Source organism: Streptomyces curacoi, assembly GCF_001513975.1.
Classification (GTDB): Bacteria; Actinomycetota; Actinomycetes; order Streptomycetales; family Streptomycetaceae; genus Streptomyces; species Streptomyces curacoi.
Genome location: NZ_KQ948003.1, coordinates 1 through 18,336, shown reverse-complemented (window position 1 = coordinate 18,336; position 18,336 = coordinate 1). Strand labels below are relative to the sequence as shown.

Genomic DNA, 18,336 nt, shown 5'->3' with positions numbered 1-18,336 from the left:
GGGGCATCGCAGCCTGGTGGGTGACCTCAACCGACCAGCTCATCAAAGATCCACGCTTTAGACCGTGTCCTACGTGGTGAGGCGGACGAGTCGCTTGTAGCAGCACAGGGCGGCGGCGAGGCCGAGAAAGGCCAGGTAGTTGCGGGGATTGCGTTCGTATCGAGGGCTGAGTCTGCGGTAGCCGGACAGCCAGGACATGGTCCGCTCGATGACCCAGCGGCGTCGCCCTAATCGTTCGCTGGATTCGATGCCTTTGCGCGCGATGCGCACTCCGATCCGCTTCCATCGAAGCCATCTACGCAGGTCGGGGCGGTCGTAGGCTTTGTCCGCGTGCAGGCGCTGAGGCTTGAAGTACCTGCCGTTGTGAGGGTCGTGTTTCGTTTGGTGACCCTCGATCATGGGCTTCAGCCCTTCGCTGTCGTGGGTGTTGCCGGCTGAGACGCCGACGAGGAGAGGCAGTCCGTTCGCGTCCGACAGGATGTGCATCTTGGAACCCGGCTTGCCCCGGTCCACTGGGCTCGGACCTGTGTGTTCGCCCCCTTTTTTAGCCCTGACGTGGGCGGTGTCCAGGACGACGCGGGTGATGTCGATGAGGCCGGCGTCGTCGAGCCGGTGCAGCACCGCTTCGTGCAGGCGGCCCCAGACACCGGCTCTTGACCAGATCAGGAACCGGCGGTGAGCAGTCGACTTCGATATGCCGAAGCAGGGCGGCAGTTGGCGCCAGGCGCAGCCGCTGACCAGGACGTAGATGATGGCCGCGAAGAGCGTCTCATCAGGCGTGTTCGATGTTCCGCCGCCCTGTGGCCGTGCTCGTTGCTCTGAAATCAGCGGCCTCGCGATCTCCCACAAGCCGTCCGGCACGATCCAGCTCCACGTTCCCCGCCCCATGCCGGGTCAACGTCCGCCTCACCACGTAGGACACGGTCTTAGTCGGTCGACCACGGCACGGCTGGCGGCCCGGGGCAGGGTGGTGCTGTGGCCGATGTATTGCAGGGGGCCCGATTGGTCGGGACGATGAGGCAACAGCGTGCGGGGGCGGGCGAGCAGCACAAGACCGAGAGGCCCGCTGTCCGTGTGTGCCAGCTGCGGCACGAAGTTCACCGACGTCCAGGCCGTGCTTGAGCACCAGGAGCGCATCCAGCTTCCGACCCATGGCCATTCCGAGTCCCGCCCGGGTACGTGGGAAGTACGAACAGCTGATGGCGTCAGCGCCAAGAGCGAAGGCATCAACCGCGTGATCAGGCTCGTCGCCCGGGCCGCCCACGGCTTCCGCAATCCCGCCAACCAGCGCCTACGCACACGCTGCGTCACCACCCGCCGAGCCCGCGGACACCTCCACCCCGCCTAAATTCGAAGACCCACAAAGTCGTGCCAGACATGATCGAGCAACAAAGCAGCCACGGCCAAGGATTGCAAGCCCTAGCAAGATGGTGGTGAAGTGGCTCGCTGTGCGCAGCCTCGCCACATCGGCAGCGGATCTGGAATTCAGGTCCGCAAGTTTCGAGTTCACAGCTTCATGAGGGGGAGTTGCCTCTACCACCCTTGGTGCGGGGGCTGTTGGGAATAGGGGTTGGGGTGCTGGGGGGCCTGTCCCGGAGGAGTAGGGTACCCCTGGTTGGAACCGGAATTGGGGTAGGACTGCTGGGCAGGCGGGTACGCCGGGTACTGGAGGCCTCCACCACCAGCACCGGAGCCATTACCGCCGTTACCGCCGTTACGGCGACTGCGAACTACCACGAAGGCAATCGCACCGATGACAACAACGGCTGCGATACCGCCGGCAAGGACGAGGAAGTTGCTAGAGGAGAACCTCTTCTTGGCCTGGGTCGAAGAGCTGGTTCCCTTAGATGACTGGCTAGAAGTCGAACTGGACGACGACATTTGCCCGAGAGGGTTCTTCTTGGGGCCGGCCGGGATGTCCATCGTGAGGGCCTTGTTGGGGCGGATGATGCCGTAGCCGTATTCGCGATCGGGGGCCTTCAATCCTTTGTGATGAAGGAATGAAGCTGACTTGATGAGGCGGTTGATTACCTGGCCTGCGGTGAGGTCAGGGTACTTGGCCCGGACAAGGGCTGCCGTAGCGGAAACATAAGCCGTGGCGTCCGAAGTTCCGGTGCTCAAGCTATATCCGTCGGATCGATTGCTGTTCGCAGTGACGATCTCAACGCCTGGAGCAACGAGGGTCAACCCCTTTCCAATATTGGATTTGTCCCAGAGGTTCCCTTCACTATCTACGGCGCCGACAGAGACCACACCCGGCAGGGCTGCCGGCTCAATAACGGTGAGCGCTCCCTCGTTACCCGCAGCCGCAACAACTACGACGTCGTGTGCTTGGGCATACGCGATTGCCTCGCGGCCACTAGGGAGAGTCCTGCCGCCTCCTTCGTCGCCGAGAGAAAGATTGATGACCTTCGCACCGTTGTCCACGGCATATCGCACAGCCTCTCCCCAGGTGTCGTCCTCGAAATCATCATCCTTGTTCTGAAGAACGCGCAGCGGAAGAATCTTTGCTTTTGGCGCGAGCCCCACCATGCCCGCGTTGTTTCCAGCGCCATGGCCATGGCCAGCAATCAAGCTCGCCATGCCGGTGCCATGTCCGGCCACATCCTCCTGGGCATTTCCCCCTCCGGTGAAGTCTTTCCCTTGGAGGACTTGACCAGTCAGATCAGGGTGACTGCCATCGACACCTGAATCGACGACGGCAACAGTGACTCCCTCACCCTGAGTCAACGCCCAAGTTGCGTCCATCTTGTAGGCATCCAGGACCCACTGCTGGTCCCGAACGTAATCGGCCGAGGCAGTCGGTGCTGAAGTGAGGAGCAAGGCTCCTGTCAACGCCACAACACCCGTCGTGGACCAGACTTGCTTGGCACGCACGTTCCTTGCTCCTCACTCAACAACGGCTGGTTCCGCCAGCCTTCATACGGGCGAGCCGCACGGAGGTTCTGTACGGCTCGCTCAGGTGTGCCTATTCGATGTTGCGCGGCACGTTGCGGTTACGGTCTGACTGCGAGATCTAGGTCTCCTCGTCCTCGACCAGGTAGTCGGGACGCTCGCCCCCGTTCCCCTCTTCACCACGACGCTTGTTGCCACCGCGGCCCATGCCGCCGGCGCCGGTTCCCTTGTCCCTAACCCACTTGGCCTGGCCACCACCTCGCCACGAGCTCGGCGGCTTCAATGCCATCCGGCGCCAGCAGCTCCTCGGCTTGCGGCATGGCTTCGGCCCCTCGGCGGGCTCCGACCGAGTTACGACTTCTGCGCTCGACGCAGGACCAACCCCCGCCCTCCAGTACTCCGTCCCCGTTCAGTCACAGACACCCTATTGCGTTCGCAGACGCAGCGAGGCACCACTCCGTGGGGCCCTAGGCACGATCTGTGTTCAACACGTAGAGCCCGTCCCGCCTCACGGCTGACGTTTCGTGCAGACGGGACAGCGAACAAGGCAACCGCTCAACTCTGGACCATCCCCGCGAGACCCCGCCCTCCCAAGTCTTCCAACAGTTGCAGCGCGCTCACCTGCGGATGCTGGGCGAGGCGAACGCGTACCAGCGCCGTCACTACACGCTGATCTGGGGTGATCCGCTGGACTGGTCCGTATCCGGCTGGGCCACGCGTCGATCGAGACCACGCTGATCTAAGCCGGCGGGCGACGCGTACCGCATCGGCCCGTGCGCACCGATTCTGGCGCCGCTGCTCATCCTCGGGGTCCTGATCACGGGCTGGAACGGCGAGACGATCAAGGAGCTGCCTCCCCGGCACCGGGTCCTGGAGGAGCGGGCGGTGGTCTTCGACGCGATCAAACGGCGGCGTGGCGCATCGCGTTGGACCGAGGAGGTGACCGTGGAGATCGCAAGGACAGCGAGCGGTTTGCCACGCCAGGCGGCTACTACCTGTTCATCGAGCGGCTGACCCGCCGCGGCCGCCGATTCAGCGGATCCGACCACGTGTGGTCCATCTGGGCTGGTGACCGGGTCGGCAACTGAGCGACTGGCGGGCACATCGACCCGTTCGGGCACCGGCTGGGGCGCTCGCTCCAGTTTGCGGCCTGGGCCCGCGCCCATCCGGAGCTCGCGGCGATCGACGGACTCGTGGTGAGCATGAACCGGCTCAAGACCACCGGGGAGCGCCGCTACACGAGAGCAACCGGCGGCCACCTGCCATCCTCGGCCCGCACCAACTCGCAGGACGTGCTCTGTTCCAACTACCTGCGCGGCGACCGGGTGGTGAGGGACTGGGCCGCGGACGTCATCAGCGCGTCACTGGCCGACGCCGAATCCGCGGCCCGCGCGAACACCGGCGGCAGGTCCAGCAGCACGGCGGGATGATCACCGTCCTGCCCGGGCCCCGGACACCGACCGCCGCTGAGGGGCAGCGGGAGGCCGCGTTGGCCACCTGCACCGACTACCACGGCAGTCCGTTCAACCCGAGCCCGTGCGCAGCGTCGTTCCTTCAGTGCTTCGCCTGCCGCAACGCGATCTCCAGCCGTGACCATCTGCCGGCCCAGCTGGCGCTGCTGGACGAACTGGCTGCCCACTGGGAGGGGATGGACCGCGAGGTGTGGTGGCGGCGCTTCGGCCAGGCGTGGCTGGCGCTGACCGAGGACATCCTGCCCCGCTTCACCCCCGCCGAGCTGGAGGCTGCCGCACGCGACAAGCCGTCCGGCACGGTGCTGGACCCGCTGGAGGGGCCGCTGGAGGAGACATGGATCTGACCGTCACCGCCCACGTCTCCGAGCGAGGCCAAGGCAGAGCCGATGCGCTCGTCCTGGGCCGGCGCCCCCTGCAGCACGGCCTCAAACGGCAGGCCACGTCGCGGTTCGGCGACGACATCTGGGACTTGACCCCGGCCGTCCTACAGGACCACGGAGCCAGGATCAGTCTCCGCTTCCCGAGCCTCCCGGCCGTCTACCAGCCCGTGACCAAGGACCTGTTCTACGCCCTGCTCACCCGCGAGAACACCACGCCCCGCATCCCGGAGGCCGTGATGGGCCCGCTGCTGGTGTGGGCCGTGCGGTTCATCGCCGACTTCTCCGGCGACATCCTGGCCGGCCTGGCCGAATGGAGGGCCCTGCACACCCGCCAGCACTGCCGCGTTCCCGCGGACGGCCGCGGAGCGCGCGCCCGGCTCGCCGCTCTCCTGGACCGCTACTGGGCAGCCGGCCGGCCGCTGCCCGGAGGAACCAGCGGGCACCGCGGCATCAACATGCGCCATCTGGCCCGCGAGATCGCCTGCAGCCAGCGCACCGTCCTGGTTGCGGGCGCCTTCCAGCTGATCGAGGAGGCGGCCAACGAGTCGGTGTCGCCGATGCCGTCTACCTGTGGACCTCCTTCGACCGCCCCCTCGACGGCCGCCACTGGCAAGACCGCGTGGACGTCCGGGAGATGGAGAACCTCGTCCGGCTGCTGCACACTGCCTCCTACATCGTCATCGCCTACCTGTCCGGCATGCGCGACAGCGAGGTCGAGCACCTGCGCCGCGGCTGCCTGACCCGGGAGAGCGACAGCAGCGGCCGCATCAGTCGCTACCGCGTGACCAGCCAGGCGTTCAAGGGCGAGGGCACTCCCTGGGGAGTCGAGGCAACCTGGATCGTCGGAGCACCGGTCGCTCAAGCCATCGAAGTCCTGGAACAACTCCAGGGCCCGGGGCAGCGGCGCCTGTTCGCCATCCCGCCCACCTCCCGGCACCACCACCGCACCAACCGCAGGCCAAGGCCGTCACCTGCACCAACATCGACCTGCGGCACTTCGTGAAATGGATCAACGCTTACTGCGCCGACCGCGGCCGACCCGACGCCATCCCACCGGTCAGCGGCCGCCCGTGGATCCTGCGCACCAGCCAGTTCCGGCGCACCCTGGCCTGGTTCATCACCCGACGCCCCGGCGGCACGATCGCCGCCGCCATCCAGTATCGCCACCTGTCCATCCAGATGTTCGAGGGCTACGCCGGCACCTCACGTTCCGGGTTCCGGGCCGAAGCCCAGCAGGAGCAGACCCTCGCTCGCGGCGACCGGCTCGCCGCCATGGTCGACGGTCACGAACACCACCGGCTGCACGGCCCAGCGGCCGTAGAAGCGGCGGCACGGCTGGATCGGTTCGGCGACCGCATCCGCTTCCTGGGCAAGACCCCCGACGAAGCGCAGATGCGCAAACTCATGACCCGCAACGACCCCCGGATCTACCCCGGCACGTTCGTCACCTGCAGCGACAACCCCGACCGCCGCCTGTGCCGGCCCCCGGCCGAGGCCGCCGATGCCCCGTCCCTGCCCGAGTGCAGACCCCTAGCCTGCAACAACGCCGCCTTCACCGAGACGAACACGGCGGCTTGGTGCAACCAACTCGCCCTGCTGAACGCCCAGTTGGAGCGCGGCGGCATCCTCCCGCCACTTGTACGTGACCGCCTGGCCCGCCGTCGCGACGGGATCAGCACCTTCCTCGACAAGCCTCTACCGACGAACGCCTCCGAGGCGTCCACATGAGACGGCACAACCTCACCCCCCAAGCCGTCGAAGCTGTGATCGACACCCTGCTGCGAGAAGCCGAGGAGGGGCAACGCGCCACCGTCTCCGCCCTCGCCCGCCGCCTGCAGGTCAACCGCCAGACCCTCTACCGAGACTTCCCCGAACAGATCACCCGTCTACAAACACAGCAGATCCTTGGCTCCGCAGCCCGCCGCGTGCGCGAGGGACCACCACCGACCGAGCCACCATCGCCCGCCTGCGGCGGGAGAAAGAAGACCTCACCCGTCACCTGCACGTCTCCGAAGACCACATCCGACGTCTCACCATCGACAACGCGACCCTGCGCGAGGCGCTCGAAGCCCACTAGGGCGTCACCGTCATCAGACCCCCTGCCAGCAACGCGGGAGACTGAAGCCGCCAGTCGCACCGTCCCCTTGCGCCAGTGAGGAAGCCATTCGATAGCGCACCTTCGAGAGGACGGTACGTGACTCTTCGTCCGGTTCGCCGTTGTGTGCGGATGAGTCGCAGTGATCAGTTGCTTGGGGTTAGGCGATACCGGGTGCCGAGCGACGGAACTCAGTGGGCGGGAACCGGTTCGGACGACGGCTGCCCCTCCCGCCTGAGCAGCCCGTAGATCCACGAGTCGGAGACATCGCCGTTGACGACGCAGTCCTCTCGCAATGTCCCTTCCCGCAGGAAGCCGAGCTTCTCCAGCACGCGGGCAGATGCCACGTTGCGCGTATCGGTCTCAGCCTGGACGCGATTCAGGTCCAACGTGTCGAACGCCCACCGCAGCAATGCGCGCGCGGCCTCGGTCGCGTAGCCGTGGCCCCACGCCGCATCGTCGAAGCAGTAGCCCAGCGAGGCGCTGCGGAAGTCCGGATTCCACGAGTCCAGGGTGCACCAGCCGATGAACGCCCCGTCGGAGACACGATCCACGGCCAGCCGCGCCCCGGTGCCCTCCTTCTCCATCTCTCGGCAACGGGCGATGAACTTCTCGGCACGCTCGCGTTCGGTCCACGGTGGACTGTCCCAGTAGCGCAGCACGTAGGCGCTGCTGTGCAGTGCGAAGAGGTCGTTCGCATCCGCGTCTTCGAAGGCACGCAGCCGAAGGCGAGCGGTGTGCAACGAGGGGGTGGACAGCGGCGTCCTCATGTTCCCTCCCCTGATCGATGGCCGATCAATCAGACATCCGTTGCGGGTCACTCGCAACGGGTTTTCTCGGTGGGCTGGCAGAACGACGTGTCCGCTCATCGGCGCGACCGAGCGCCCCCAAAGGGCAGCACCTGAGGTGATGCGCAGTTTGGCCTTTCGGTTGGGCTGAGCAGGCTGTTTGTTGCGGCCCGCCGGAGGGGCTGCGGCCGTGGCAGGGCGAACAGCCCCTGCTCGGTCTCGGCCAGGATCTACCGCTCGGCGAGCCGCTTGAGCTTCAGCCGGACGTTGTTGATGTTGCTGGGAGCGGTCTCCACGTCCATCGCCTCACACACCGCCCGCGCATTCCAATGTTCCTGACGATAATGGACAACGGACAAGACCAAACCCTGTCCATAAGTTGCAGTCCTTGCGCTGGCAGGACGAGATACCGTGAGCCGGGGGAGCTGGCCCACATGGTCCCCACCATTCCGCTCAGCGACCGCGAGCGCCGACTGGCCGAGCTGTTCGTGCAGGAAATGATCGGCGTGGACGACAGGGTGGGCCATGATGACTGCGCCCACGCCTTGGAGCAGTTCGTCAACGCGCCGTCATCGGAGACGAACGGGCTGAGCCCTCTCAGCCCGAGCCGGTTGTCGACCTCAGCCGCTCTGCCTGAAGGATGCGCGGTCCGCCTGGTACTCCACGAAGATCCCGCTGAAGGGCGACTCGCTCTGACGCGGACCGGCTGGGGGCGGGTGCTGCTCGGTCGGGCCGGGTTCTTCACGACCAGGTGCAGCACGTCGTCGAGCGCCGGCCGCAGTTGGCTTCGTTCACTTCTTGCGACAGCGTTCGTTGACGAGTTCTGACGTCGTCGCCCGGCCGCGGACTCCGCGGATCGTCATGAGTTTTGAAGGCACCTGCTGATGCGGCCGAGTCGTGTCGCGGCTCGCAACAGGGCTGCCGCAAGGTTCCAAGATCGCTTGACCTTGCCCCAGCAGGGAGGACAACAGTGTCTCCATAGATCACATGAGCGGGCGGTGTGCGCTCGCCAGCTGGCCGGACGAAGAGGGGGGAGTTCGAGTGACGGCGACCTGCGTCATTCTTGATATCGGTGGCGTGCTGGAGATCACGCCGGAAACAGGATGCGTGCAGCGGTGGGAAGAGCGGCTGGTGCTGCCGCCGGGCACTGTGCACGAGCGGATGCGCGACGTGTGGCAGGCCGGGAGCGTCGGGAGCATCAGCGAACGAGAGGTTCACGAGCAGGTGGCAGCACGCCTGGAGCTCGATGCGTCCCAGGTGGAAGCCTTCATGGCGGATCTTTGGGCGGAATACCTGGGGACGCCTAACGAGGAACTTATCGCTTACGTGCGAGGGCTGCGGGGAAGCTGCAGGCTGGGCATCCTGAGCAACAGCTTCGTCGGTGCCCGAGAGCGGGAGACGGCGCTATACCACTTCGACGAACTGGTCGAAAAGATCGTGTACTCGCACGAGATCGGCATCGAGAAGCCGGACCCACGTGCCTTCGAGGCCGCATGTGCCAGCCTGGAGGTGCGGCCGGAGAGCTGCCTCTTCATCGACGATTTCGCCGCAAACGTTGAGGCGGCCCAGGTGGCGGGCATGCAGGCGCATCTGTTCGAAGACAACGCCAGGACGATCACGCGGATCGCAGCTCATCTGGACGCTGGTCCCCGGGTTGCAGGGCGTGTCCCGCTCGGATGATCTCGGCCTGGCCGGCCCTCAGCGGTTGTCGGCCAGGCGGTGAAGCGGTGGTCAGCCCGCTTCTGCGTGTTCGGCTCGGGCTCGGGTGCTGGCCAGACGGTAGGAGTCGGTGCCGGTCTCGATGATGGTGCCGTTGAAAGTGAGCCGGTCGACGATGGCGGCGCACAGACGGGGATCGGTGAAGGTCTTCGTCCAGCCGCCGAACGACTCGTTGGAGGCGATGGCGACGCTGTTCTTCTCCTCGCGCTCGGTCAAAACCTGGAAGAGGAGCTCGGCGCCGTGTCGGTCCAGTTCCATGTATCCCAGTTCGTCGATGCAGAGGAGGTCAACGCGGCCGTAGCGGGCGATGGTCTTGTTCAGCTGCTTCCCGTCGGCGGCCTCGACCAGCTCGTTCACCAGCTTGGTGGCGAGCGTGTAGCGGACGCGATAGCCCTTCATGGCGGCCTCGGTGCCCAGAGCGATGAGCATGTGGGACTGACCAGTTCCGGAGTCGCCGATCAGACAGAGCGGCTGCCCCTTCTTGATCCACTCACAGCTGGCCAGCGTGTTCACGGTGGCCGGGTCGATGTTGGGGTTGGCCTCGAAGTCGAAGGTCCGCAACGACTTCTCCCGCGGGAAGCCGGCTGCCTTGATCCGCCTTTCCGAGCGGCGTCTGGCCCGGTCGTCACACTCGGCCATCAGCAGTTCGGCGAGGAAGCCGCGGTAGGTCATCTGGTCCTTGGCCGCCCGGTCGGCGATCTCGGCGAACTCGTTGCGGATCGACGGCAGCCGCAGCAAGCGGCAGGCAGTGTCGATGGCCGTGGTGGCGGCCTGCTCGGTCAAGCCTCGCTGGCGGGGCAGGGTCACTGTGCTTCTCCCTCTCGATGGTCACCGCCGCTGACGCGACGGCGTCGGAGCAACTGGTCGTAGGGCGTCACCGAGGGCAGTGGCCTGGTGTCCGGCGGCAGGTGGTTCAGCTTCCACTCGTGCAGGAACGTCACGGTCGCCGCCGACTGCCCGCTGGCCTGCGCAGACGGGGCGACAACCATCGGATCGTCCTCGGCCTGGGCGGCCTTGCGGGCCTCCAGGGCAACCGCGTCCGCGGTCAGGGCCCCGGCCCGCAACGCGGTAGCGAGACCCGCGACCAAGTACTCGTGCGGAATGTGTCGGGCCATCAACAGGACCTCGATCAAGGCCCGGGTGCCTTCGGTGTCGCCGTGTGCCTTGACTGCCGCAGCCCACCAGGCGTCGTGGACGGGGGTGAACTTGCCCGCACACCGGCTTGTACGGATCCAGCGCCGTCGGCCGCGGCGGCAGCTTCTTCCGCGGCTCCGGCCAGACCGAGTCCACGGCCCTGCGGACCGTCCGCCACGACACGTTGTACTTGCGCTCGATCTCCCGCATCGTCATGCCGCCGCGGTGGTCGCGCCGGATCGCCGCGTACAGCTCGACCTTCGACATCTGCGGCATGACCAGGGCCTTTCACCAGGAGCACCTCGATGCTGCCCAGGCAAGAACCCCCGTGCCGTCAAAACTCGTGAACATCACCCGAGCGTGGATCTGGTGCCTCCCAAACCCGTGAACAACTGACGACGCAACTCGTGAACAAAGCCACGCAGTGCACGCCTCTCGCTCAGGCCGCCCGGGCGGGGGAGTCCAGCACGGCCGCGCACTGCGCTGCGACCGGGGCGAGCCTGTCGTGCGAGGCCTTTGGGCCGGCCGCGCGCGGTCCGGCCCGGACGTCTTCCGTGCTCGCCCCGCCTTCGGCCTGCACCGCCGTCGCCCTCACACGCTCGGATTCGTCCGGCCGTCAGGTCTGCATCTCCAGCTCGCCGCGCAGTTCCTCCAGCGGGGCTCGCACCTGGTCCATGGTCGTCATGCCCGGGCCCTTGCCCGGTCGGGGAGAGAAGAGATCAGCCCGTCGATCCGAGCCGATGTCATGGACCTTCATTGCTCCGGTGTGTGGCATGTATGGGATCCAGCAGCGCCGTCCGAAGGCTTCTTCCCGGGTCTCCTTCACGGAGCCAGGGTCGCGAGCGTCGGGCCAGGCCCGTGGTTCCGTCCGCGCGATTTCCGCGAGGGCCGTCACCTCCTGACGGGCCCGGTCGTTCGGCAGCTGAGCCATGACCTCGACTGCGAGTTCCTCCACCACCACGCCGTACTGCATTCCGCGCACCCCCGTGTGATCGATTCGGCAGCAGCGTACGGAGGAACCGCCGAGCGCGTTCGGGCCTGTGGACAACCCTGATCGGGGATGGCCCGGCGGCGAGAGGTCGAACCCTCAAACCCGACGAACTCCGGCGCCTGGTCCTCGCCGCCGTTGAGAAGGTGTGCAGAAGCCTCTCGTTGATCGAGCCCGATGGGATGGCCGAGCGCCACCGTGAGAACGCCTGACCTGCACATGCTCTTCGCCGCCGGAGGGGTGTGCTGTTCCTACTGCCCTTGGTGGGGGGATGGTTGGGTGTAGGGGTTGGGGTGGTGTGGGGACTGTGCTGGGGGCATGGGATATCCCTGGGTGGGCGCTGCGCTGTTGTACGGCTGATGGCCCGGGGAGGGGTGGGGCAGGTAGCCCGTGTGATGGGCGGGCATCGTGCCGCCGGAGCCGTGGCCGCCGTTGCCTCCGTTACGGCGGTTGCGGAGCACCGCGAACAGGATGGCGGTGACGACTGCTACGGCTGCGATGCCAGCGATGACGAGGACGTTGCCCGAGGACGATTCGTTCTTATTCATGGTCTGGCTCGTGCTGTCGTTGTCGTCGGGCGCGCTGCCAGCATTCGCGGACGCGGACGGCGAGGACTGGGCGAGAGGGCCCTGCTTGGGGCCCTTGGGGATATCCCTCGTCAGCGCCGCGTATGGGCGGATGACGCCGTAGCCGTACTCTTCGTCGGGTGCCGTCTGGTCGTGGTCGAGGTATGCAGATTTGATCAGGCGGTTGATGACCTGGCCCGCGGTGAGATCGGGGTACTTGGCGCGAACGAGGGCAACGGTGGCCGAGACGTACGCAGTTGCGTCGGACGTTCCCGTCCCCGATGAATAGCCGTTGGAGTAGGTTGGATCCGCATGCACCACATCCACACCGGGCGCAGCGAGTACCACTCCCTCACCGAAATTGGAGTTGTCCCAGATCTCCAGTGATTCATCAATGGCGCCTGTCGCTACAACACCTGGAAGCTTTGCTGGGTAGTCCACACCTGCAGCTCCGTCATTTCCTGTGCCTGACACAACAACAACGTCATGCTGTTGCGCATATTCGATTGCTGCTGCCCCCTCGGAGCCTGGCTGGGCGAGAGAGTACCCGAATGACAGATTGATGACATCTGCACCTTGGTCAACTGCGTAGCGAACCCCGGAGGGCCATTTCTCGCCTACCGTTTCATCTCCGGCCTTGATCGGCAGAATCTTGGCCTTCGGCGCCAAACCGAGCACGCCTTCAGAATTGTTTACTCCATGCCCATGTCCAGCAATGAGACTCGCCATGCCGGTGCCATGACCGTGATCGTCATCCCAGGCGTTTCCACCTCCGGTGAAGGCTTTACCCTTCAACACCTGCCCCGTCAGGTCGGGGTGATTTCCGTCCACTCCGCTGTCGACGACCGCAACCGTGACGCCTTGTCCCTGGGATTCTGACCAGACCTTCTTGAAGTCGATGGCATCTACGACCCACTGCTTGTCGCGGATGTAATCCGCTGTCGCAGTAGGGGCTGAGGTGAGGAGCAAGGCTCCTGCCAACACCACGACACTGGTCGCGGACCAGACCCGCTTGACTCCCAATTCCTTGCTCCTCGCTCACCTGAGGCCGCTCGTGCCAGCCGCTACAGCCGGCGGACCCACACTAGAGGATCAAGTATCGCGAGCTGTCCGACCCTTCTTGCTGGTTGCCCTTGGCGCCTGGCCACCGATGCCGGCCCCTCATCGGCTCGAGAAGAGTGGGACGCCCAATCACCCGTCTGCCACAGCTGAACGCAGGCGTACCCTCCATCCTTGAGGAGGCGACCCGGATTCGGACCGGCCGGACCGGAGCCTTCCTCGGCTTGGGCCGATGCCGGTTCCAGTGCGCCGCCTCCGGCGTTCGGGAGACCGACCCTGTTCCTCAGCGTCCTACGAGCTCAAGGGGGCAGGTTTCACGACAGGTTGTGACCCATACGTCGACCGCGACGTCCTCGCTGAACAGATTGCCCGCGAGGAACAGCAACGCCGCGCCCCGGCCGGCTTCGGGGACGGCTGGGAGGCGGCGGTTGGGGGATCGGCCTGGCTCTGCACGGGGGCCTGGGCCTGGCGAAGTGCATCACGGCGGCCTTGCGCCGGCGGCGACTTCGTCGGCCAGGAGGTCGCTGGGTGGGTCGGACGGGTTCTTCACTCAGAGCATGGAGAACTGGATGGTCTGGTCGATGTCGCTGGGGCGCAGCAGGATCGCCTGGCCGGTGTGTGGTGGCTCGGGGGGGGACTTGTGCTGCCACAGCCGGAAGAAGCGGCCGTCCTCAACGTTGCAGCCCAGGTGCCGGTCTCCGCGCGGGTTGATCGGATGGGTGGTGAAGGGAGGGCGTGCCGGCCCGGCTGCCAGGGGTGTTCCGGCTGGCTCACGCATGCCTCCGTCACTCGGTGATTACAATATGCCCGCTCTTCCAGCGAGTTGCCGGGGCGCGCACGGCTTGTGATGCTCCAGCCGCCCCGGCAGCGGAGATCACGCTGCGGCGGCCTCCTTCGCCTTCCCCTTCACCAGGGCAGTGAGCGGGGAGCGTTGGCTCATCCCGACGTTGCGCAGCTGCTCCCAGCCGACCTCGGGATGAGCCGCGACGGCGCGTCGACCGAGGCTGCGAGGAACATCGGCCCGTCGACCGCGCTGGTCCGGCTCGTGCCGAACCGCACCTCGCGGCACTGGATGGGCTTGCTCCCTCCCAGGGTCCGCATGTGGTCGGACTCGAGGCAGGTCCTCGCGCTGGCACATGACATCCACGACTGCTCGCAGTCAAGGTGCCCGGGCGACATGACCCGCAACGGCCGGCAGTACGGGGCCGGCCCAATGGCTGCGGGGTGTGGTGGTGCGGCGGCTTCTTGCGGTGGATGGGGAGAGGACGCTGCCGCGGTTGCATGTGCGGATCGCGGTGGAGTTGGCGGGGGTGTTGGAGCGGACGGTGTGGCGGTGTCGGGGTTATGTTGAGGCGCGGCCGCGGCAGGACGGGGTTTCGCTGAGCGACGCCTTGTCGGAGGTCCTTGCGGAGGCGGGCGGGAACGTCGCGGAGTTACGCCGCAGGATGCTTCGGGCCCAGGAAGAGGGGGCCTTGGAGGGGTGGGGTGTGGAGTGTGTGCCCTCACTGCCGACGTTGCACCGGGTGATCAAGCGGGAGCTTGGGGCAGGCCCGGGTTCTTGAAGTGGCCCGCCCGGCGGGTGCCAGCGTCGGGTTGGAGCCGAGCCGGTATGACCGGGCGCTGGCCGACTTGGGATTCGCTGACGGGCCGGTCGGGCCGCCTGTTGTCGACGGGCCGGTTATGGATGCGTCTGTCACAGAGGGTGAGGGAGTGCAGGGCGCTGCGGAGGCGGGGAGGGTGCGGGCGGTGGGCGAGAAGCGAGCAGCCCTCGCCCGCGCTTCGGCGCTGCGCTCACGGATTCTGCCCTGGCATCAGGTGGGTCGCCTCGGCGCGTCTCACGTGCCGCAGCCGCTGAACCTGTTCCATCTGGTGTGGGCGGAGGCGGAACCGGACGACCTTGCGCGGGCAGACGAGCAGATGGCGCGCGGCAATTTCCGCACGTGCGTGAAGATCACATCGCACGTCTACGCGGCTCGCGAGCGCGGCCCCGGCAGGCGCTTGCACCGGCACTTGATCGAGCAGGCCTGCGCGCGTCTTGGCCCTTGCCGTGAGGGGCCGCGCCGACGTCCGCGCCGCTCTGCTCGACCTGGTCCTCCGGCTCGGGCTACTGCCGCGTCGCCGCGAGCAGGCAGCCCGTGCCTTGAAGTTCACGCTGACGTTCGCCGGCGGCGGCAGGTGGGAGAAGACCCGCCGCCTTGCCGAGCCGTCCGTGCACGACGACCTGCGCATCCTCGCCTGCCAGCCGATGGACGCCGCCGGCCTGCAGCGCGGCTGCCTGACCGCACTCGCCCTCAAGGGCGAGGGCCTCATCGGCGCCGAGCAGGCCGCCCAGCAGATCAGTTTCGATGACGCCCGCGAGGCCGACTGGTCGCTGAAGCGGCTAGCGACGGCGTCCGGGACAAGTTCGGCCCTCGCGTCATCGGCCCCGCCGCTCTGTTCCGGCGCGCCTCGTGACGGGCCCTGCTCCCGCCGGTGGAGCCGAGTTGCTCCCTGCGCGCAACGGCCGGCGGGTGCTCGCCGGCGTCGTCCTGGGCGAGGCCGGCCGGCTGCTGTCCGCCCCGCTGGAAGGCACCGCCGCCTGCGTCCAGAACCGCGCCCGGCTCGTACAGGCGCTGGACGGGCGACTGACCGCCTTGCACCGGCCGGTCCGGCGGTCCTCTGATCCGGTGGCCCCCTGATCCGGTGGCCCCCTGATCCGGCGGCCCTCTGATCCGGCGCGTGCCCGGGCGAGACCGTCGGTCCCCAGGGGCGCGCGGCGCTGCGGGCGTGCGCAGGGTCCGTGCCGAGTGCGTTCGGCGCGGGCCCTCCCGGATCTTGGCCGGTCGTGTGTGCGGCTAGCGCTTGCCTGCCGTTCCTTCATGGCGGTCGAGTGCGGTCAGGAGCTGGCGCAGGGTGTCCCTGGTGGCGCGGATGTCCTCGTCGGGGATGGCTGCGAAGAGGGTCCGGTGCAGTTTCGCGGCTGTGTCGGTGACGCGGGCGAGTGACTCCTTGCCGCGAGGTGTCAGTGTCAGCAGGGGCGAGCCGCGGTGTTCGGGGTTGGGTGTGTAGGCGGCGAGTCCGAGAGCCGCGAGATCGTTGGCGACCCGTTGGACGTTCTGGCGGCTGACCCCGAGGCGGCGGGCGGCCTGGGGGACGGTGAGCGGGTCCTCGGACACGACGCTGAGTACCTGCCATCGCGCCTGGGTGAGTCCCTGTGCGGCGGCGGTCTTCTCGCCCAAACGGCGCAGGGCCCCGGCGGCCTCGAACACATCGGCGACCAGCAGGGCTGCCTCGTCCGGCATTGACGCCTCCTCCAATTGACAACATGTTGCTAGGTAGACAAGATGTTGTCATCTTACCGGAGTCCCACACTGCCAAGGACAGGACATGCCAAAGATCGACCTCTATCGGAACGTTCACATGGGACAGCGAGCGCGACTGTTCACGCTCGCCGTCGAGCTTGGCGCCGCCGACATCTCCCACAGTGCTGCCGCCGCCGAGCATGCGGACTCGCTGCCTCGCCATGACACAGGAACTGCGCGAGCACGCCGACCATGAGGACACCTTCATTCACCAGCTCCTCCGGGAGCGGGCGCCGGAGGCAGCCGACGCGCTCGACGCCGAGCACATTCGCCTCGACGCCGCCTTCACCGCGCTGGACGAGCGGGCACGGGCTCTGCCCGGCACTCCCGCCGATGCCCTTTTGGACGCCCAGCACGCGCTGTACCTGGCACTGAACGAAATGATCAGCGCATATCTCGCGCATCTGCACGTGGAGGAGACGGTTGCGATGCCGGCGCTGTGGCAGTATGCCGGCGACGACGAACTCAGCGCTGTGTTCGCCGCCTTCCGCGCTTCCCGCACTCCCGAGCAGGCCCTCCAAGACCTGCGCAAGATGCTGCCCGCCTTGCCGCCCGCACCACGCGCGGCAATCGTCCGCGGCGTCATCGAGGCCGCGGACGATCACGCGGACAGCACACTCGCCGCTCTCGCCACCGTGCTCAGTCCCGGCCAGCGCAATCGGCTGTACGTGGACCTCGGCGTGCCCGAGGCGGGGACGCCGCGGGAGAACGAGCAGGCTTAGGTGGCTGCGAAGGACGGCCCGCAGCGCGGTCGTGGCAGCACGCCACGAACAGCCGGCTCAGCTTCACGGCTCCACCGCCTACGGCTCTACGGCCCCGGTCTGGTCACGTGCGTCCTTGGCCGGAGCACATGATCAGGCCGAGGCCGCCCATCGGTTCGGCGAACGCGATCCTCGCCACGTCTCTACCGACGATGCGCACGCCGGTGCCGCCGATCCGGCCCGGCGCCTTCTCCCGGCTGCCGCGCAGGCGGGGATGAGCGACAAGACGGCGCCCGCGCCATCGGCGAGAAACTCGCGGCGGTCCATGTCCTCCCCACCCACCGCCGCCACCTACTGTCCGGTTCGGCGTCATATCGGGCCCAGCACCGCTGGGGGTACGGCTGCCAGCTCAGGGGTTTCGAGCACGCTGAGGAGCTGCCGCTCCTCGTAGCGGAGGTGGTTCTCCATGATCGCGGCGATGCCTTCGAAGTGGTGGTCAAGCTCCTGTGGTACCGCAGCCCGCTCGCCCGCGCACGCAGGCTGCCCAGCAGGTCGGCGATCATCCAGTGATCCTGCTCCAGCGCGCGCACTACCGGGCGCAGCTGCGGGTGCGCGGCTGCGATGGCCGGGAACAGGGTGCGGTCTTCGCCCTGGTGATGGCTGCCGAGAGCCGTACAGAAGCCAGGGGGGAGCCATCGGCAAGAGCGGTGCGGGTCACGGACAGCGCTTCGCGTAGTCGGCGGTGCACCCGACGGAGTTCTTGGCTCCGGGCCACCAGCCTGGTCGTCTCGGGCTCAGTCACGCGCGAGCGAAGGGTACGACGAGTGGCATGGTCGGCCTCCTTCGATGCGGTGCCTCCGTGCCTGGCGCAGTCTGCGGGCGATGCGGGGTGTCTCGTATCCGGCGTCCAGCAGGATCAGGACGTTGAGGTTGCCCGGCTTCCATCGCCCGGCGGCGACGAGTTGCTCGACGACTTCGCGAAGCTGGACCGTGGTCACTGCGGCGGCATCGGCGCCGGACCCCAGCGCCCAGCGCCGACGATCCCGCGGCAGCGCCACCGTCGACACACCACGAATCGGGGATGAAGGCCATGATCTTCGGCTGGAGTATCAGGCGGGCGCGCCGGCGACCGGCTATGCCTCTGCGGATGTGACCAGGCAATTCAAGGATGGCCCAAGGTTCCTGCAGGGCGGGGTTC

General features: G+C 67.2%; 19 protein-coding genes and 1 pseudogene. 8 read left to right on the top strand and 12 right to left on the bottom strand.

Annotated elements, in window-relative coordinates:
• Positions 1-69: 69 nt before the first annotated feature.
• Together AQI70_RS38230 and mycP (AQI70_RS38220) are read right to left on the bottom strand one after the other, a co-directional pair.
• On the bottom strand, positions 70-888 hold the full coding sequence (locus AQI70_RS38230; protein ID WP_079051647.1) for an IS5 family transposase: 819 nt from the start codon (positions 886-888) through the stop codon (positions 70-72).
• Between the two features lie 645 nt (positions 889-1,533).
• Positions 1,534-2,877 carry a type VII secretion-associated serine protease mycosin gene (mycP, locus tag AQI70_RS38220; RefSeq protein ID WP_244181988.1) on the bottom strand — a complete coding sequence of 448 codons (1,344 nt, stop codon included), beginning with the start codon at positions 2,875-2,877 and terminating at the stop codon, positions 1,534-1,536.
• Positions 2,878-4,097: 1,220 nt separating this feature from the next.
• On the opposite strand from mycP (AQI70_RS38220), the gene AQI70_RS36600 reads away from it, so the two are divergent.
• From AQI70_RS36600 to AQI70_RS36585, 5 genes are read left to right on the top strand one after another with little or no spacing between them, the layout of a single operon-like run.
• Positions 4,098-4,325, top strand: a complete 228-nt coding sequence (locus AQI70_RS36600; RefSeq protein WP_062156770.1) for a hypothetical protein — start codon at positions 4,098-4,100, stop codon at positions 4,323-4,325.
• Positions 4,322-4,711 (top strand): hypothetical protein, encoded by a 390-nt coding sequence (locus tag AQI70_RS36595; protein ID WP_062156769.1) that lies wholly within the window; start codon positions 4,322-4,324, stop codon positions 4,709-4,711. The genes AQI70_RS36600 and AQI70_RS36595 overlap by 4 nt, the downstream gene beginning before the upstream one ends.
• Positions 4,702-5,487, top strand: a complete 786-nt coding sequence (locus AQI70_RS36590) for a hypothetical protein (RefSeq protein WP_062156768.1) — start codon at positions 4,702-4,704, stop codon at positions 5,485-5,487. The genes AQI70_RS36595 and AQI70_RS36590 overlap by 10 nt, the downstream gene beginning before the upstream one ends.
• A complete protein-coding gene (locus AQI70_RS39430) occupies positions 5,445-5,750 on the top strand; it encodes a hypothetical protein (protein WP_159042772.1) in 306 nt (101 codons plus the stop codon). Before AQI70_RS36590 ends, AQI70_RS39430 begins: the two co-directional genes overlap by 43 nt.
• Entirely contained in the window at positions 5,747-6,475 is a 729-nt protein-coding gene (locus AQI70_RS36585) for a hypothetical protein (RefSeq protein WP_062156767.1), read from the top strand. Before AQI70_RS39430 ends, AQI70_RS36585 begins: the two co-directional genes overlap by 4 nt.
• A 558-nt stretch (positions 6,476-7,033) precedes the next feature.
• On the opposite strand, the gene AQI70_RS36580 is transcribed toward AQI70_RS36585, so the two are convergent.
• Positions 7,034-7,612 (bottom strand): GNAT family N-acetyltransferase, encoded by a 579-nt coding sequence (locus tag AQI70_RS36580; RefSeq protein WP_062156766.1) that lies wholly within the window; start codon positions 7,610-7,612, stop codon positions 7,034-7,036.
• Positions 7,613-7,860: 248 nt separating this feature from the next.
• Entirely contained in the window at positions 7,861-8,172 is a 312-nt protein-coding gene (locus tag AQI70_RS39425) for a hypothetical protein (RefSeq protein ID WP_159042771.1), read from the bottom strand.
• A 499-nt stretch (positions 8,173-8,671) separates the two neighbouring features.
• On the opposite strand from AQI70_RS39425, the gene AQI70_RS36570 reads away from it, so the two are divergent.
• Positions 8,672-9,310 carry an HAD family hydrolase gene (locus AQI70_RS36570; RefSeq protein WP_062156764.1) on the top strand — a complete coding sequence of 213 codons (639 nt, stop codon included), beginning with the start codon at positions 8,672-8,674 and terminating at the stop codon, positions 9,308-9,310.
• A 51-nt stretch (positions 9,311-9,361) separates the two neighbouring features.
• On the opposite strand, the gene istB is transcribed toward AQI70_RS36570, so the two are convergent.
• From istB to AQI70_RS36540, 5 genes are all read right to left on the bottom strand, one after another.
• Complete coding sequence (gene istB / locus AQI70_RS36565) at positions 9,362-10,156, bottom strand: IS21-like element helper ATPase IstB (protein WP_062156763.1); 795 nt, start codon at positions 10,154-10,156, stop codon at positions 9,362-9,364.
• Positions 10,153-10,464 (bottom strand): hypothetical protein, encoded by a 312-nt coding sequence (locus tag AQI70_RS36560; RefSeq protein WP_062156772.1) that lies wholly within the window; start codon positions 10,462-10,464, stop codon positions 10,153-10,155. Before AQI70_RS36560 ends, istB begins: the two co-directional genes overlap by 4 nt.
• A gap of 635 nt (positions 10,465-11,099) precedes the next feature.
• Positions 11,100-11,456, bottom strand: a complete 357-nt coding sequence (locus AQI70_RS36550) for a hypothetical protein (protein ID WP_341845976.1) — start codon at positions 11,454-11,456, stop codon at positions 11,100-11,102.
• 266 nt (positions 11,457-11,722) lie between these two features.
• Positions 11,723-13,060, bottom strand: a complete 1,338-nt coding sequence (gene mycP / locus AQI70_RS38215) for a type VII secretion-associated serine protease mycosin (protein ID WP_244181987.1) — start codon at positions 13,058-13,060, stop codon at positions 11,723-11,725.
• Positions 13,061-13,646: 586 nt separating this feature from the next.
• On the bottom strand, positions 13,647-13,874 hold the full coding sequence (locus AQI70_RS36540; protein ID WP_062156760.1) for a hypothetical protein: 228 nt from the start codon (positions 13,872-13,874) through the stop codon (positions 13,647-13,649).
• A 1,705-nt stretch (positions 13,875-15,579) separates the two neighbouring features.
• Here AQI70_RS36540 and AQI70_RS39420 point away from each other — a divergent pair.
• A complete protein-coding gene (locus AQI70_RS39420) occupies positions 15,580-15,774 on the top strand; it encodes a hypothetical protein (RefSeq protein ID WP_159042770.1) in 195 nt (64 codons plus the stop codon).
• Between the two features lie 156 nt (positions 15,775-15,930).
• Here AQI70_RS39420 and AQI70_RS36525 read toward each other — a convergent pair whose 3' ends face one another.
• A complete protein-coding gene (locus tag AQI70_RS36525) occupies positions 15,931-16,377 on the bottom strand; it encodes a MarR family winged helix-turn-helix transcriptional regulator (RefSeq protein ID WP_062156757.1) in 447 nt (148 codons plus the stop codon).
• A gap of 221 nt (positions 16,378-16,598) precedes the next feature.
• Between AQI70_RS36525 and AQI70_RS36520 the strand changes: the two genes are divergently transcribed.
• A complete protein-coding gene (locus tag AQI70_RS36520; RefSeq protein WP_062156756.1) occupies positions 16,599-17,159 on the top strand; it encodes a hemerythrin domain-containing protein in 561 nt (186 codons plus the stop codon).
• A 557-nt stretch (positions 17,160-17,716) separates the two neighbouring features.
• Here AQI70_RS36520 and AQI70_RS40545 read toward each other — a convergent pair.
• Together AQI70_RS40545 and AQI70_RS39415 are read right to left on the bottom strand one after the other, a co-directional pair.
• A pseudogene (locus tag AQI70_RS40545) lies at positions 17,717-17,761 on the bottom strand (hypothetical protein); the annotation flags it as partial.
• Positions 17,762-17,932: 171 nt separating this feature from the next.
• Positions 17,933-18,205, bottom strand: coding sequence for a hypothetical protein (locus tag AQI70_RS39415; protein WP_062156755.1), 273 nt, complete (start codon positions 18,203-18,205; stop codon positions 17,933-17,935).
• Positions 18,206-18,336 lie beyond the last annotated feature (131 nt).

Bases quoted from the DNA above. Each gene is read 5' to 3' on its own strand.
- AQI70_RS38230 (WP_079051647.1), bottom strand. From the start codon at position 888: ATGGGGCGGGGAACGTGGAGCTGGATCGTGCCGGACGGCTTGTGGGAG.
- AQI70_RS36600 (WP_062156770.1), top strand. From the start codon at position 4,098: ATGAACCGGCTCAAGACCACCGGGGAGCGCCGCTACACGAGAGCAACC.
- AQI70_RS36595 (WP_062156769.1), top strand. From the start codon at position 4,322: ATGATCACCGTCCTGCCCGGGCCCCGGACACCGACCGCCGCTGAGGGG.
- AQI70_RS36590 (WP_062156768.1), top strand. From the start codon at position 4,702: ATGGATCTGACCGTCACCGCCCACGTCTCCGAGCGAGGCCAAGGCAGA.
- AQI70_RS39430 (WP_159042772.1), top strand. From the start codon at position 5,445: ATGCGCGACAGCGAGGTCGAGCACCTGCGCCGCGGCTGCCTGACCCGG.
- AQI70_RS36580 (WP_062156766.1), bottom strand. From the start codon at position 7,612: ATGAGGACGCCGCTGTCCACCCCCTCGTTGCACACCGCTCGCCTTCGG.
- AQI70_RS36560 (WP_062156772.1), bottom strand. From the start codon at position 10,464: ATGGCCCGACACATTCCGCACGAGTACTTGGTCGCGGGTCTCGCTACC.
- AQI70_RS36550 (WP_341845976.1), bottom strand. From the start codon at position 11,456: ATGCAGTACGGCGTGGTGGTGGAGGAACTCGCAGTCGAGGTCATGGCT.
- AQI70_RS36540 (WP_062156760.1), bottom strand. From the start codon at position 13,874: ATGCGTGAGCCAGCCGGAACACCCCTGGCAGCCGGGCCGGCACGCCCT.
- AQI70_RS36525 (WP_062156757.1), bottom strand. From the start codon at position 16,377: ATGCCGGACGAGGCAGCCCTGCTGGTCGCCGATGTGTTCGAGGCCGCC.
- AQI70_RS36520 (WP_062156756.1), top strand. From the start codon at position 16,599: ATGACACAGGAACTGCGCGAGCACGCCGACCATGAGGACACCTTCATT.